The organism is Sphingomonas sp. Ag1, from assembly GCF_000980895.1.
Classification (GTDB): Bacteria; Pseudomonadota; Alphaproteobacteria; order Sphingomonadales; family Sphingomonadaceae; genus Sphingomonas; species Sphingomonas panaciterrae.
This window is the reverse complement of the sequence record NZ_LAZX01000085.1, coordinates 92355-107946: the sequence shown is the minus strand read 5'-3', so window position 1 is coordinate 107946 and position 15592 is coordinate 92355. Positions and strand designations below refer to the sequence as shown.

Sequence of the window (15592 nt, the reverse complement as noted above, 5' to 3'; positions counted from 1 at the left end):
AGGCCCGATCCGTCAGGCCCGGGCCGTCAGACGTTGCCCGTCAGAAGCGGGTACGCAGGCTGAGGCCGATCACGCGCGGCGGGCTGGAGGTGACATAGACGCTGGGATAGGTCACGCCGTTGCTGACCACCGGCGATAGCGTCGAACTGGTCGCGCTGGTCGACTTGTTCACCGCGCCGATCACGTCGAACACATTGTTGGCGAAGACATAGAGGCCCCAGCGGTCCCCCTTCTGCACGCCGAAACGAAGGCCGACGGTGGCGAAACCGGGCAATTCCATCCCCGCCGCGGTAATGTTCGGCGCGGTACGATCATACACCGTCCACGAGGAGCTGCGGTAGCTGATGTTCCCGTGGTAGAAGATCTCCATGTCGTTGCCGATCGGCTGGGTGTAATCGGCCGACCCCTGCGCGGTCCATTCGGGCGAATAAGGCACGGTATTGCCCTTGCGCCCGATCCCCGCCAGCACCGCGCAGCCGAGGTACGGCGGCGCGCCGGTGCACAGGTTGATCCCCGCCGGCAGCGAAATGTTGTCCTGCAATTTTGCCGAGGTGTAGCTGCCCGAGGCGCGCAGCGCGAGGCCGTCGATCGGGTAATAGGCCGCATCCATTTCTGCACCGCGGATGCGCGTGCCGCTGGGCGTGTTGGTGATGAAGCCGAACGCGCCCTGATAGGAAGCGGAGATCTGAACGTTGCTCCAGTCCATCTGGAACACGTCGACGTTCAGCGTCACCTTGCGGTTGAACAGCGAGGTCTTGAGGCCGATCTCGTAATTCCACAGCTGATCGGAATCATAGGTGGTGGCGTAGCTCGGCAGGCCCAGCGTCTGGTTGACGCCGCCGGGGCGATAGCCCTGCGAGGCGAGGCCGTAGAGCATCACGTCGCGGCTGAACTTGTAGCTGGCGTTGAATTTCAGGAGCGTGCCGTTCTCCTTGCCCGACAGCTCAGAGAACGGCAGCCGCACGTTGCCGGCGACATAATTGGGAATGATGACCTCGGCGCCGGTGCTCTTTTCATATTCGAACCAGCGCGCGCCGGCGGTCAGCTCCAGCTTGTCGTTCACCTGCCACGTCGCCTCGCCAAACACGGCGATCTGCTTCAGCGTGTCGGCGATGGTGCGATCGAGCTGCGTCGTCGAGCCGAAGCCATAGGGCGCGTTCGAATAGCCGCTGGGATACAGCTGCCGCCCAGTCGCGGGATCGACCGTATTGAGCAGGCTGCGCGTGAAATTGTCGCGATTGCTGTGGAAGAAGCCGACCGTCCACTTGATCGCATGTTGCGCGTCGGCGAGGCGGATTTCCTGCGTCGACGTCTTGGTCGATTGCGGCTGAAAGGCGGTCAGACTGCCCCAGCTGGTGACGAAGCGCTGATATTCCTCCGGCGAGCAGCCGTTGGCACCGCCGATCAGGCCGCGATTGCAGTCATTGGCGAAATTGGCATAGCCCGGCACGCGATTGGCCGCGATGTTGCCGGTGAAATAGCGGCTGAAGAACGGCGCGTAATCGAAATTCACCGCCAGATCGCGCTTCGAATAGGAGGCGATCGCGGTCAGCGTGGCGAAGCTGAAATCCCAGTTGAGCGTGCCGCTGTACAATTGGAACTTGTCCGATTGCGGCGTCTGCGTGCGCAGGTCCTGGTCGAAGCGGCGGCCGAACAGCTGCTCGCGCGTCAGGTTCCAGTTCGGGTTGAAGCCGTCACGATCCTGATAGACCGCCATGCCGTCGATGGTGAGATTCTCCATCGGGCGGAAGCGCAGCAGCAGGCGCCCGCCATAGCTGCGGTTCTTGTTGTAATCCTTCAGCCCCAGCACGCTGTTGTCGAGGAAGCCGGCGGTGCGATCCCAATAGCCGACCGCGCGAACCGCGAGCACATCCTCGACGATCGGCACGTTGACGACGCCGTCGACATTGGCACCCGCTCCGCTGCCGTGGCTGACGGTGCTGACCTGCGCATTCACCGCGCCCTCGAAATCATCGAGATCGGGCTTGTTGAAGATCAGGCGGATAGTGCCGCCCATCGAACTGGCGCCGTAGAGCGTCCCCTGCGGCCCGCGCAGCACCTCGGCACGCTCGACGTCGAACAGGCGGATACCCGGCTGCGTGCCACCGGCGTCGTTGCTGACGCCGCTGGTGCCGGTGATCGGCGTCTCGTCATAGTAAAGCCCGACGAGCGGCTCGCCCGGGGCATAGAGATTGCGGATGATGACTCGGCTGCCGCCGTTCGCATTCTCGTTGATGATGAGGTTCGGCGTGGTGCGGGTGAGCTCCTGCGAATCCGTGATGCCCTGCGCCACCAGCGATTCCGACGTCACGGCGGAAATCGCGAGCGGCGTCTGCTGAAGGCTGGTCGCCCGCTTCAGCGCGGTGACGACGATGTCGCCGGGGCTGCTGGTGTCCGCCGCCTCCGGCTCGGCCGTCGGTACGGCGGGCACGTCGGCCTGTTGCGCGAGCGCGGAGGTGGAGGCGGCCAGCAGCGAAACGCCAAGCAGCAGCCATCGTCCGCGGAAACACCGCGTTGAACCCGTCGTCATCTTTGAGCCCCCCTAGAACCCGAATGGTTGGTTTGATCTGCGTCCCTGTTTCGATCGAAAGCGTCCGCCAGTCCGCCAAGCCGTTCACCAGCCAGCCGCAGCGCCGCTTTCTTTAAAAGACATAAAACTGTCGTGAAGCGCCGAACGCAATCCTAAATGTTGCAGCGCCGAACATTTTTTTGAGGTTTAGTGTCCTATGATACGAGTTGTTGTTAGCGCGAAACGTCTAAGTTCCTGGAACTTCTTCATCCACCTGAGATGGTAAGGCCGATTCGGAGCGTTCTGCCCGGAGCCGGCAATCCGATCTGCGGGACGATCCGGTCATCGAACAGATTGTCTCCGCGCGCGAAGACGTCGGCGGCGACCCCGGCAAAGCGCACGCGCTGGCTCAACCTGACGTTCACTGACGCTGATCGCGGCAACGCCACCAGCACGCCGTCCGCATCGGCCGAATAGGCACGGCCGGTGTAAAGCACCTCCGCCAGCGCGCCGAACCCCGACTGGCCGTCGTAATCGCCATAGACCCGGCCGATCATGTCCGGCTTTTCGGCGAGCCGATCGGTCTGGTCGCCGGTCGTCCCCTTGCGCCGCGAGCGGGCGAAGGTGCCATTGCCGCCCAGCGTCCATTCGGGCGCGGGGTGCCAATAGGCGGTCGCCTCGACGCCGATCACCTGCGAGCCGATGAGGTTGATCCGCTGGCGCAGGCGGCCGACGTTGCGCTGGTCGATCGTCCCGTCGAGATCCTGCACGAAGCCCGCGACCGATGCGCCGGCCGCGTCGCTGCGCCATTCCGCGCCGAGATCGGCGCTGACAATGCGTTCGGGCTGAAGATCGGGATTGAGCAGGAAGCGGTTGAGCGCCTGGCCGAACAATTCGCGCATCGTGGCGGGGCGGATCTTCCGACCGACCGCCGCGCGGATGCGCCATTCCTCGGCCGGGGCCCAGGAAAGCCCCACACGGCCGGTCCAGCCCTTGGCATCGGGCGTATCGGGCTTGTCCCCGGTTTCCAGATAATAGACCCGGTCGTAGCCGACGCCGATCTCGCCAGTGATCGCATCGGTCAGCGCGGTGGTGGCATCGAGGCCGAAGCTCCAGTTGCGCTGGCGATAGTGGAGGAAGGCGGGGAGCAGCGCGGGCGGCTGGCCGCGCGTGAATGTCGTGTCACGCTGGTCATGCTGCGAATCCAGCACATTGGCCGAAGCGATGATCCGCGTGCGGCCGAGCTGCTGGGTCAGCAGCACGCGCGCGCCGACGGTATCGTCGCGATTGGCCTCCTGCGAATTGCGCACGGTGTAGGTATCGTCGGTGTAGCTGTCGATCGTCTGGCGGAACCGTTGGTACCAGCCGACCAGATCGAGCGCGGTGGTCGGCCCGAGCACCAGCCCGGCGTTGGCCGACACCAATGAATGCTGGAGCGTCGGATAGCGCCAGTAGCGCGCGCCGTCCGGCCGATCGCTCTCGGGTGCTATCCCCTTGTTCGCATCGACATGGAAGGCGGTAACCGACAGCAGATGATCGCCGATCGAGGTGCCGACACGGCCGAACACGCTGGCGATCTCGCGATCGGTGTTGGTGCGCAGGGCCCCGCGCTGCGAGAAGGGCAGATCGGTATTATCGGCGATCCGCTCGCCGTCGCGGGCGGCGTAGCTGCCGCCGATCATCACATCGGTGCTGCCGCGGGTGAAGGGCGCTACCGCCTCCACCTCACGCAGTCCGCCGCTGCCGATCATGCCGCGGACATGGCCGTAGGCAGGGCGCGGCGGGGTGAAGCTGACCGCCCCCAAGGCGCTGACGCCGTAGAGCGGGGCGAGCGGAGCGCCGGCCACCTGCGCCCGGCCGGCAAGCGCGGCGGGAAATAGGCTGAGGTCCAGCCGGTTGTCCCACGGCACGTTGATCGCCGCGCCATCGTAGAACAGCGCCACCTGCCGTTCGGCGGCATTGCGGACAAAGGCCACCGCCTCGCCGCGCGAGTTCACCGGCACATAGACCGACGGCAGGCGACGCAGGATCTCGTCTGCCGCCACCGCGTCGACCAGCGCGATGTCGCGCGCATCAAGGACATGGCGGGTTTCGAGCGGCTGCGGCGCCCGGCCCTGCGGCAGGGAAACGACGATGTCGCCGGTCGGGTCGGGCCCGTCCTGCGCCATGGCGGTCGTTGCCAGCATCATCGCCAGCAACGCGCCGCCCCCCATTCTTACGCTCACCGACATTATCTCCGTCCCCAATCTCAACGGCGAACGGCCGGGGCAGCACCACACCCCGGCCGCCTTGTTGCGCGCCTAGTGCTCCATCCCGACCTGCTCGTCCTCGGGCATCCAGCTGGCGAGGGCCTCCGCCCGGTCGCGTTCCAGCTGGACGCTCGCGACCAGCTTCACCGGCGCGACGCCCTGCTGTGACAGCTGGCCGTTGAGCTGGGCGAGGTCGCCTGCCTTGATCTGTTCCCATGCGGCAAGCTGCTGATCAGCGACTGCCTTCAGCTTGGCATATTCCTCATGGTGCTGCTGCGCCGGCGCGGTGTCACCCTGCGACACGGTGCTGGCGAGCGAGATCAGCATGTTGTTGAGGCGGATCGGATAGTTGAGCGGATCCTGCGGGGCGACGTTCTTCACCTGGATAAGCACATCCTCGACCGCGGTCGCCTTTGCCTCCACCGCATCGGCGGCGCTGACCAGCGCCGGCTTGCCGGCCGCCGCCTTGCGCACGTCACCCAGCTGCTGATGCAGCGCGCGCAGTTCGAGCACCGCGGTCTGCACGCGATTGAAGTCGCGGTTGATCGCGGAGACCAGATCATATTGCTGCTTCAGCTCGGCCGGGGTCACCGTCAGGTTCGGGTTGGGCGTGATCGTCACCGGCTGGACCTGCGTCTTGCCGTCAACGGTGAGGCGGATCTTATACTGCCCGGGCAGCACCACCGGCCCGCCGCGCGCGTTGCGCCACAAGGATGCCTTGGGCACCTTGACCGGCCCTTCCTCGCGGAAGTCCCAGACGAAGCGGTTGATCCCGGCGTTGCGGGTGAGCTTCGCCGGCTTGCGGCCGCGGCCTTCCTCTTCCTCGCCGTCATCAGCGCCGGGCGCCTCGACGGCGGGATAGGTGCGGATGACGCGATCGGCCGCATCGAGGATCTCGAGCTTGATGCCATTGTCGACCGGCGGCTTGACTGCGCCGGTCGCCGTGGCGCCACCGGTCGAGGGCGCTTCGGTGGTCTTGGGCGTGTAGCTGGCGTCGGCTTTCCCCGCGGCCTTGGGCTCCGCCTGCCCTTCCTTCAGGTGGTAATAGATGATCACCCCCTGCGGCGGATTGGTGCCGGTCGGGCCGCCCGTGCCATTGCCGTAGCCGGTGTAGAGGATGCGCATCGTGTCGCGCGGCTGGAAGAGGTGGACGTCCTTCTTCGCGATGTCGGGCGACCATTGCCGCACCGCGCTGAGATCATCGAGGACCCAGAAGGAGCGGCCGTGCGTCGCCACCGCGAGGTCTCCGGCGCCGGCAATGGCAAGGTCATGCACCGGGCTGCGCGGCAGGCCCATCTGGAACGGCTGCCATTGCTTGCCGCCGTTGAAGGAGATGAACACGCCGTTCTCGGTGCCGGCATACAGCAGCTCCGGCCGCGCCGGATCGGCGCGGATGACGTGCATATAGGCGTCCGCCGGCAAGCCGTTGGTGATCGACGTCCACGTCTTGCCATAGTCGTCGGTGCGGAAGGCATAGGGCTTGAAATCGTCGAGGCGATGGCGGTCGGCGGACACGTACATCGTGCCCGGGCGGCGCGGATCGGGCTCCACCATGTTGACCGTCGCCCATTCGGGCATCGCCTTGGGCGTCACATTCTCCCAGCTGCCGCCTTCGTCACGGGTGACGTGGATCAACCCGTCGTCGGTGCCGACCCAGATCAGCCCCTTTTGCACCGGAGATTCATTCACGCTGAAGATCGTGTTGTAATATTCGACGCCGGTATTGTCCTTGGTCAGCGGACCGCCCGAGGATTGCTGCTTCGACTTGTCGTTGCGCGTGAGGTCGGGGGAGATCTTGGTCCAGCTCTTCCCCTCATTGTCGGTGCGCCACAGCACCTCCGTCGCATTGTAGAGGACGTTGGGGTTGTGCGGCGAATAGAGAAGCGGCTCGGTCCATTGCGGGCGATGCTCCAGGTCCTTCGCGGCCCAGCCCATCGCCTCGCGCGGGAAGGGGCCGATCGGCGTCAGCTGCCCGGTCTTGTGGTCGTAGCGGGTGACGTAATTGCCATAGCTGTTGGCGATGGTGACGTCGGGGTTCTTGGGATCGGCGATGACATAGCCGCTTTCGCCGCCACCGACCGCGTAGAAGCTTTCCTGCCCGATCGGCCCGCGCACGTTGCCGCTGGCGATCGACACGGTGCTGTTGTCCTGCTGCGCGCCATAGATGCGGTAGGGCACCTGCTTGTCGACGGAGATGTGATAGAATTGCGCGGTCGCCTGGTTCATGCCGGTGGTCCAGCTGGCGCCGCCGTTGACCGACACGTTCGCTCCGCCGTCATTCCCCTCCACCATGCGATCGGTGTCGTTGGGATTGATCCACAGCGAATGGTTGTCGCCGTGGAAGGTCGGCATGGTCTTGAACGTCTTGCCCGCGTCCTCCGACTTGTAGGCGTTGACGTTCAGGACATAGACCTTGTCCTTGTTCTTCGGGTCGGCGATGACATGGGTGTAATACCAGGCGCGCTGGCGAAAATCGCCGCGATCGCTGATCCGCTGCCAGCTTGCGCCGCCATCGTCGGTACGGAACAGCCCGCCCTCCGCCGCCTCGATCAGTGCATAGACGCGCTTCGGATCCGCCGACGGGGCGACGCCGATGCGGCCGAGAATCCCCGCGGGAAGGCCGTTGCCGGTCACTTTCTCCCACGTCGTGCCGCCGTCGCGTGAGCGATACAGGCCGCTGCCGGGCCCGCCGCTTTCCATCGTCCACGGCTTGCGATGGACCTGCCACATGCCCGCCCAAAGCGTGTTGGGATCGTTGGGATCCATCTGCACGTCGATCGCGCCAGTCTTCTGGTCGACGAACAGCACGCGCTGCCACGTCTTTCCGCCGTCACGCGTGCGATAGACGCCGCGTTCCGGATTATCGCCGAACGGATGGCCGAGCGCGGCGACGAACACCGTGTTGGGATCGGTCGGGTGGACGACCATGCGGCCGATCGCCTGGCTGTCGCGCAGGCCGGCGAACTGCCACGTCTTGCCGCGATCGGTGGACTTGTAGACGCCGTTGCCGGTGATGACGTTGCCGCGGATGTTCGCTTCGCCAGTGCCGACGTAGATGACGTTCTGGTCCGACGGGGCGACCACGATCGCGCCGATCGAGGGCGATGCCTCGTGCAACTTGTCCCACAAGGGCTGCCAGCTGTTGCCGCCATCCTCGGTCCGCCACACGCCGCCGCCCGACGCGCCCTGGTAGAAGGTATCGGGTTCCTGGATCACGCCAGCGACCGCACTGACGCGCCCGCCGCGGAACGGGCCGATCAGGCGATATTGCATGCCCGCGAATGGCGTCTGCGCGGCGGCCTTCGCCTCCTGCGCGACCGCAACCTGCGGCAGTATCGTCAACGGCATGCCGGCAAGCAACAAGGCGAAAATCACGCGTCTTTTCATGAGCGGTCCTCCGATGGAAAAGTTTGACGATCGCGGCGAGAAGAAGCGCAATCGAATTTGCGGTATGCTCGTCTGCGTGTAAGCGTCGCCACTGGAGATCCGTGAAGAAGCGGGCCAATGGGGACAGCAGAATGGCAACAAAGGCAAAGCTGGATGCATTCGACACGCGCATCCTGCAGATACTGACGAGTAACGGGCGTATTTCGTGGCGTGATCTCGCGGATGAAATCGGCCTTTCGCTGACGCCTACCTTGCGCCGTGTGCGCCGCCTCGAAACCGAAGGCTATGTGCTTGGCTATACGACCCGCCTGAACGAGCGGCGGCTGAGTGGAGCGATCGAGGCGATGATTTCGATCACGCTCGATCGTCAGTCGGACGAGGCACTCACCATTTTCGAACGCAACATCCAGGAGGTGGAGGAGGTCACCGACTGCTATCAGATGACGGGGGATTACGATTATCTGGTGCGCGTCGTCGTCAACGACCTTGAACATTATCAGGCCATGCTCGGCACGCTGTCGCGCATCCCGATGCTGTCGCGCATCAATTCCAGCTTCGTGCTGAAAACGGTGCTTCGGCGCCCGGTGAAGGTGTCGTAATCGATGAACGGGGGCATGGCGAGTGCGCCTGGAACACGGGCCAGCGTCGCGCGACATCGCGCGCGCGCTGGCGCAACCTGGCAACCCCCCCTGCTTCATCCGCCCCCGCTTCCGAAGCCGGCAAGCTAGGCGAGAAGCGTTGAGCCTGTCTCGCCAAAATTCAGTGCGTCATCCATAGGTTTTGGTTAAGTCGAACCAAGATTTGTTTGTCTTTTGGTGCTTATGCGCCGCAAGACACGAAAAGTTACATTGCCAGCGTTCAACATACTTGGCCGCATCGACGCAGCCGGTATGAGAGCCCGATGTCCGCCCAGCGTCTCTTGCGCAAGATCCATTACTGGCTGTCGCCGGCCCTGTTGATCAGCCTGTTCGTGATCGCAATCACCGGGTCGCTGCTGGCGCTGAAGAAGGATGTGGATTTCCTGCAGCCGCCAACGCGGGACGGCATTGCGCCGGGATTGCCCGACCGATCGCTGGCGTCGCTTGTCACATCGGTGAACGCGCTGCCCGCGCATGCCGGGGTGACGTGGAAGGACATCGACCGCATCGACGTGCGTCCCAAGGATGGCATCGCAAAAGTGATCCTGAAGTCGCGGCATGAGGTGCAGGTCGACCTGACGAGCGGGGCGGCGGTCGACACCGGCTATCGCACCTCCGACCTGTTGGAGACGATCCACGATTTCAGCTTCATGGGTGACTGGGCGAAGTATGTGCTGTCGTTCGGATCGGGGATCGCGCTGATCTTCATGGGCGCGACGGGGGTCTATCTGTTCGCGCTGCCGATGCTGGTGCGGCGCCGCAAGCGCATCGACAAGGAACGCCGCCGCCCGTCAGCTTGACCGCGACGGATCGGTCACGGCGTCGAACGCGCGGGCGTCGTCCGCACCGGCGCCCGGCATCGATCCCGTCTGCCGTTCGATCCAGCGGTGGATGACCGATGGCTGCGCATCCAGCCACAGATCGTGCAGCGCATCGCTGTTGGCGATATCGGCGCGGGTACGCCGTTCATTGTGCCGCACATATTCGAGCCAGGTCGGAAAGTGGAATCGCTCCATCCACAATTGCGGATCGGCAAGGTCGCGCATCAACGTCCAGTCGCGCGCGCCGTCGCGCCGCCGGATGCGGCGACGTTCACTCATCACGCTGAGGAAGGCGGGGATGTCTGCCTCTGCGATGCGATGTTCCACCGTGATGACGACGGGCCCGGTGCGCGGTTCCACCGGTACGGCGGTGTCGGGTTCGCGCCAGGTGTTCGCCGGATCCAGGTTGAGCTGGCTGATCTCCGGCAGGCGGCGGATCGCGCCGGCGAGGACGCTGAGCAACTGGATCCCCGCCGCACTCAGCAGCGCGATGGCGACGCCGTGCGTGCCGGCCACTGATCCGAACAGCCAGCTGCCCGCCGCCATGCCGCCGAACGCCGCCATCTGGTACAAGGCGACCGCGCGGGCGACGACCCAGCGCGGCGAGGCGAGCTGGACGCTGACGTTGAAGGTCGACAGCGCCAGCACCCAGCCAGCGCCCGCCAGCGCGAGGGCGGGCAAGGCGAGCAGGAAGATGCCCGCAGCGGTCACTGCGGCACCGACGGCGAGCGCCAGCGCGGCGATCTGCACGATCCCCTCGGTCGCCATGCGCATCCGCAAGCGCCGCGACGCCAAGGCGCCGCCGACCGCGCCGACGCCGAACGCGCCGTACAACAGGCCATAGACCAGCGGCCCGCCGCCGATCAGGTCGCGCGCGACAATCGGCATCAGCGCGGGGATCGCGCTGGCCGCGACGCCGAACAGCGCCGCGCGGCCCAGCACCATGCGGATCGACGGTGACATGCGCACGTAGCGCAGCCCCGCCGCCATCGCGAGGCCGAGCCGCTCGCGCGGCAGCTTGCGCGGCGGCAAGTTCGGGCGCCAGCGCGCAATGACGACGATCAACCCGACGTAGCTGAGGGCGTTGATGAGAAAGGCGGTCGCGGTGCCCGCCGCCGCGATGATCGCGCCACCGATCGCGGGGCCGGCGCTGCGCGCGATGTTGAACCCCATGCTATTGTACGCGACCGCGCTCGACAGCATCGGGCGGGGCACCATGTCGCCGACCGACGCCTGCCAGGCGGGACCGTTGATCGCGGTGCCGCAGCCGATCAGAAAGGTGAAGATCAGCAGCAGCCAGGGCGTGATCCAGCCCAGCCACGTGCCGATCGCGAGCAGCGCGGACACGATCAGCATGAAGCTTTGCGCGGTGAGCAGGATGCGGCGCCGGTCGAGATTGTCGGCCACCGCCCCGGCCCATAGCGACAGCAGCATGATCGGCAGCGTCGTCGAGGCCTGGACCAGCGCGATCATCTGCGCCGAGGCGCCCAGGCTGGTCATCATCCACGAGGCGCCGACCGCCTGGATCAGCCCGCCGAAGTTTGACGACAGGCTGGCGATCCATACCGCGCGAAACAATGGAAGGCTGAAGGGGGAGTCGGCGGCGAAACGCATCCCTGGTGGAATGCAGAAGCCGCCCGCATGATCCGTCCCGCGGGCGGATCATCGATCTTTTGCCGCTGCCGGGCTCAGCCGGCTCGGCCGGCCCCCGCGCGCGCCGTCCTCTGCTGACCCCTCGACGCGGGCAGATCCAGCCAGTCGGTGGGCGGCAGGCCGTACAGCATGTCGAAGAATTCCAGCTGCAGCCGCGCGGCGTTGTACGAGCCGCTGTTCCAGAGCATCACGATCCCGCTCTGCTCGGCCGGATCGAACAGCACCAGCGCGCCATAACCCTCCACTGCGCCGCGATGGCCGACCAGCGCATGGCCGGCATAATTGAAGCTGCGCCAGCCAAGGCCGTAGGAGGCCTGGGTCAGGGCGCGCTCCATGCCCGACCGGCGTCCGGCCGGCGGGGTGGAAACCCGTGGCATGTGCATCGTCTGCAGCATCTCGGCCGAGAGGACGTCTGGCGCCTTCCCCATCTGCGCCAGCATCCAGCGGGCAAGATCACTGACGGAGGAATTGACGCCGCCCGCGGCGGGCACGCGGTAATAGGCGTCCTTGACCGTTACCGGCGTGCGTCCGCGATGCGGCCGGGCCCAGCTGGGTGCGGATTGCAGGCCGAGCCGCCCGACGCTGGCGCTGGTCATGCCGAGCGGCGCGAAGAGCCGGGCGTGGGCGACATCACCATAAGGCTGGCCGGCGGCATGTTCGACGATCTCCGCCGCGGTATCATAGGCGATGTTCTGATAGGCGTAGCAGCTGGCCGGCGGGCAGAGCAGCGGCAGCGTGCCCAATTGTGCGCGCAGCGCGCGGGGATCGGCGCCCTGTTCGAGCCGGTCGTCCCATGCGTTGCGCACAATGCCGACGCGGTGCGAAAGCACGTCGGCGACGGTCACGTTGCGGCCCGCGGGCGATAGCTTCAGGCTGGTGTTCAGCCCCTCGACCGGTGCCTCCAGCGAGACGCGGCCTTCCTTGGCGAGCTTGGTCACCAGGGCGGAGGCCACGCCCTTCGATACCGAGGCCCAGCGGAATACCGTATCGGGGGTCACCGGGTCGCCCGAACCGGCGAGTGTCTCACCATAGCCGCGCAGGAAGCGCACCTTGCCGCGTTCGACCGCAGCGACGGCGAGGCCGACAAAATCCTTTTCCTGCATCAACAGCGCGATGCGCGAATCCAGCCGGCGATAATCGACACGGCCCGGTTCGGTCACGCCCTTGGTCGAGAGGAGATCGGGCACCGCCGGCTTGATCTCCTGCGTCGCCTGCACGACCACCGCGGACGAGCTTCTGAGGCTCATCATCACGACCGCGATCGCGGTGATGATCAGCAGCAGGGCCACCCCCAAGATGCGACGCCGCGTCCATGCCAGCTGCGGCGTGCGAAAGGGTTGAAGCATCGGGTTTCCGGCAAGTGGCAGAGGTCAGCGGGCTTATGCCGCGTCGCCCCGGTGGCGGCAACGTGCCCCGGTCAAAATCCTGGCGCGTTTTTCCGGGTAGTGACTGCCCCTTTCCAACCGTCAACCGGCACGCTAGCCACTCTCCCAAACAACCGTTCGCTATGTGAACAACAAAAGGGGGAGTATCATGATTACCTTGGCCATGGCGCTGGCGATCGGCGCCACGTCACCTGCCATCGCGCAAAGCCCCGCGGACCGGGCGATGCCCGCGATCCTGCCGCTGGAGCGGCGTGCGGAAACGGAGGATCGCTGGTTGAAGCAGCGGCTCGACACGCTGCTGCCGACGCTGATGCGCCGCGACAAGGTGCAGATGTGGGTGCTGGTCGCGGGCGAATATAACGAAGATCCGGTGATGGCGACGATGCTGCCCGCCACCTGGCTTCATGCCCGCCGTCGTACGATCCTCGTCTTCTTCGATCCGGGCGAGGGCAAGCCGATCGAAAAGCTGGCGCTTGCGCGCTACCCGGTCGGCGATTTCCAGCCCTCCTGGAACCCCGACGAACAGCCCGACCAATGGGCCGAACTCGCGAAGATCATCGGCCAGCGCAATCCCGCGACGATCGCGCTCAATCGTTCGGAGGGCTTCCCGCTCGCCGACGGGCTCAGCTCCACCCATTATGAGGCGATCGTACGTGCGCTCGGGCCCGACATGTCGAAGCGCCTCGTTTCGCACGAACGGCTCGCGCTAGGCTGGCTGGAGACGCGCATCCCGGAGGAAATGGCCGCCTATCCGACGATCTCGCGCATCTCGCATGCGATCATCGAGGAGGGCTTTTCCGATCGCGTCATCACGCCGGGGGTCACCACCTCCGATGACGTCGTCTGGTTCTTCCGCAACCGCATCAACGCGCTTGGCCTCGACACGTGGTTCCAGCCAAGCGTCGCCATCCAGCGCGCCGATGGCGGCAAGTTCAGCGTGCAGGAGATGGGCCATCGCGGTGACACGATCATCATGCCGGGCGACATGCTGCACGTCGATTTCGGCATCACCTACCTTGGCCTTAATACCGACATCCAGCGGCTCGCCTATGTGCTGAAGCCCGGCGAGACGCAGGCGCCCAAGGGGCTGCGCGACGGCATGGCGGCGATGAACCGCGTGCGCGCCGCAACGATCGCGGCGCTGAAGCCGGGCCGCACCGGCAACGAAGTGCTCGCCGCGGCGCGCCGGCAGGTGGAGGCGGAGAAGATCGACGGCACGATCTACTCACACCCGATCGGCCATCACGGCCATGGCGCAGGGACGTGGATCGGCGCGTGGGAAAGCCAGAAGCCGGCGCCCGGCCGCGGCGATTATCGCATCGACCCGAACACCGCCTGGTCGATCGAACTGAACGCACAGGCCAATGTGCCCGAATGGGGCGGGCAGAAGGTGCGTTTCATGCACGAGGAGAACGGCTTCCTCGCCGCGGATGGTACCTTCCGCTTCCTCGATGGCGGGCAGGAGGAATTCCTGCTGATCCCGCGCCAGTAGAAAATCGGGCTCATCCCGTAAAATCGGGATGAGCCCAGTCATGGGACAACGCAGACCGGCCGGCGCAACAGGCGCCGGCCGCAAAGGGAATCTAGCGTGCCCCGATTAGGTGAAACTTGGTCTGGCGGCCGTCGATGTAGCGAACGGTCTTGCCGTCGAAGAAGGCGTCTTCCTCGCTCTTGAAATCGACCATCTGGTTATCCCACTCGGGCACGGCCTTGGTCGCCATCAATTCGATCGACCAGGCGATGTTCGGCCGCAGCTTATATTCGCCGGTCGGGACGAACTTCTGTTCTTCCGACAGGCCGATCGAGCTGCCCGCGCCATGGCCGTGATAGCCGATCGGGTGCGAATAGATCGTCGGCTTCAGCCCGGCCGCGATCGCCTTGGCGCGCGCACGGTTGAGCACCTCGTTGCCGGTCGCGCCGACGCGGAACTCGCTGGTCACCGCATCCTGCACCAGATTATTGTCGCGCAGGCCGGCCTTCAGCCCGGCAGGCGCATCGGTCTCGCCGTCACGCAGCACATAGGCGACGTGCTGCGTATCGGTGCTGAAATTGAGGTAATGGATGCCGAAGTCGACGCGCAGCATGTCGCCCTTCTGGATGACGCTCGCCTTTTCCCGCAGCACGCCCGGCACGCCCTTGCGGGTGACCTCCACCGACGGGTGGAACCAGGATGCAAGGCCGAGGTCGGCGACACGCTGGCGATACCACCAGACGAGATCCTCGTTGGTCGTCACACCGGGCTTAACCACCGCCGGCGAGAAGCCTTCGCCGATGATCGCATGGGCGACGCGCACGATCTCGGGATAGACCTTCATCTCCTCCGGCGTGCGCGTTTCCAGCCAGCCGATCGCCAGCGGATAGCCCGAGACGATGCGGCCCTGCTGCTCGGGCGTCAGCGCCTTCATCAGATCGGTATACTGGCTGTGGGTCAGGCCATCGCCGAATGCGGTCAGCGAGGAGATGTTGAGCGCGATCTTCTTCGGGTTACGTTCGGCGATCAGCTCGCGCACGCGGGCGAACTGGTCGGGCTGCTTCTCCATGTCCCAGACGGGCGTGTAGAGATCGCCCATGCCGTGCTTGCTGACGACCAGCCGCTCGATCGGCTTGCCCGCGCCCGGATCGAAGAAAATGATGATCGTCCGCCGGCGCGCGCGCAGGTTCGTCGCGTTCAGCATCGTCGAGACCACCGGGTCCTCGAGATATTCGCGCGCGATCAGCACCCACATGTCGATGCCGTTTTCACGCATCAGCTGCGGCAGCACGGTTTCGAAGCGACGCTCCAGCCACGCGTCACGCAGCTGCGCCTGATCGCGCAGGCTCATGATCTTCGGCAGCGCCGGCGACATGGACTGTTCTTCCTGCGCCATCGCCGCGGGCGCGAGCGCCACCATGGCGAACGCCGCAGCGCCGCCCAACAGGCTCTTCAAACGTGGCATTTCAGCCCCCTCCC

Annotated in this window: 9 protein-coding genes; 3 read left to right on the top strand and 6 right to left on the bottom strand. The window is 65.6% G+C overall.

Annotation, left to right across the window (positions count from 1 at the left end; all coding sequences use genetic code 11):
- Positions 1-40: 40 nt before the first annotated feature.
- From XM50_RS06250 to XM50_RS06240, 3 genes are all read right to left on the bottom strand, one after another.
- Complete coding sequence (locus XM50_RS06250; protein WP_052742469.1) at positions 41-2530, bottom strand: TonB-dependent receptor; 2490 nt, start codon at positions 2528-2530, stop codon at positions 41-43.
- 245 nt (positions 2531-2775) lie between these two features.
- A complete protein-coding gene (locus tag XM50_RS06245) occupies positions 2776-4722 on the bottom strand; it encodes a TonB-dependent receptor (protein ID WP_197075434.1) in 1947 nt (648 codons plus the stop codon).
- A gap of 87 nt (positions 4723-4809) precedes the next feature.
- Complete coding sequence (locus tag XM50_RS06240) at positions 4810-8133, bottom strand: VPS10 domain-containing protein (protein ID WP_231621878.1); 3324 nt, start codon at positions 8131-8133, stop codon at positions 4810-4812.
- 143 nt (positions 8134-8276) lie between these two features.
- On the opposite strand from XM50_RS06240, the gene XM50_RS06235 reads away from it, so the two are divergent.
- Positions 8277-8744 carry an Lrp/AsnC family transcriptional regulator gene (locus tag XM50_RS06235; protein WP_046408259.1) on the top strand — a complete coding sequence of 156 codons (468 nt, stop codon included), beginning with the start codon at positions 8277-8279 and terminating at the stop codon, positions 8742-8744.
- A gap of 302 nt (positions 8745-9046) precedes the next feature.
- Positions 9047-9583 carry a PepSY-associated TM helix domain-containing protein gene (locus XM50_RS06230; protein WP_046408258.1) on the top strand — a complete coding sequence of 179 codons (537 nt, stop codon included), beginning with the start codon at positions 9047-9049 and terminating at the stop codon, positions 9581-9583.
- Here XM50_RS06230 and XM50_RS06225 read toward each other — a convergent pair.
- Together XM50_RS06225 and XM50_RS06220 are read right to left on the bottom strand one after the other, a co-directional pair.
- Complete coding sequence (locus XM50_RS06225; RefSeq protein ID WP_046408256.1) at positions 9575-11218, bottom strand: MFS transporter; 1644 nt, start codon at positions 11216-11218, stop codon at positions 9575-9577. The genes XM50_RS06230 and XM50_RS06225 overlap by 9 nt on opposite strands.
- 74 nt (positions 11219-11292) lie before the next feature.
- Positions 11293-12603, bottom strand: a complete 1311-nt coding sequence (locus XM50_RS06220; RefSeq protein WP_046408254.1) for a serine hydrolase domain-containing protein — start codon at positions 12601-12603, stop codon at positions 11293-11295.
- A gap of 187 nt (positions 12604-12790) precedes the next feature.
- Between XM50_RS06220 and XM50_RS06215 the strand changes: the two genes are divergently transcribed.
- Positions 12791-14134, top strand: coding sequence for a M24 family metallopeptidase (locus tag XM50_RS06215; RefSeq protein WP_046408252.1), 1344 nt, complete (start codon positions 12791-12793; stop codon positions 14132-14134).
- Positions 14135-14225: 91 nt separating this feature from the next.
- On the opposite strand, the gene XM50_RS06210 is transcribed toward XM50_RS06215, so the two are convergent.
- Positions 14226-15578: a M24 family metallopeptidase gene (locus tag XM50_RS06210; protein WP_231621877.1), complete on the bottom strand. Its 1353-nt coding sequence runs from the start codon at positions 15576-15578 to the stop codon at positions 14226-14228.
- Between the last annotated feature and the right edge of the window lie 14 nt (positions 15579-15592).

Bases quoted from the DNA above. Each gene is read 5' to 3' on its own strand.
- XM50_RS06250 (WP_052742469.1), bottom strand. From the start codon at position 2,530: ATGACGACGGGTTCAACGCGGTGTTTCCGCGGACGATGGCTGCTGCTT.
- XM50_RS06245 (WP_197075434.1), bottom strand. From the start codon at position 4,722: ATGGGGGGCGGCGCGTTGCTGGCGATGATGCTGGCAACGACCGCCATG.
- XM50_RS06235 (WP_046408259.1), top strand. From the start codon at position 8,277: ATGGCAACAAAGGCAAAGCTGGATGCATTCGACACGCGCATCCTGCAG.
- XM50_RS06230 (WP_046408258.1), top strand. From the start codon at position 9,047: ATGTCCGCCCAGCGTCTCTTGCGCAAGATCCATTACTGGCTGTCGCCG.
- XM50_RS06225 (WP_046408256.1), bottom strand. From the start codon at position 11,218: ATGCGTTTCGCCGCCGACTCCCCCTTCAGCCTTCCATTGTTTCGCGCG.
- XM50_RS06220 (WP_046408254.1), bottom strand. From the start codon at position 12,603: ATGCTTCAACCCTTTCGCACGCCGCAGCTGGCATGGACGCGGCGTCGC.
- XM50_RS06215 (WP_046408252.1), top strand. From the start codon at position 12,791: ATGATTACCTTGGCCATGGCGCTGGCGATCGGCGCCACGTCACCTGCC.
- XM50_RS06210 (WP_231621877.1), bottom strand. From the start codon at position 15,578: ATGCCACGTTTGAAGAGCCTGTTGGGCGGCGCTGCGGCGTTCGCCATG.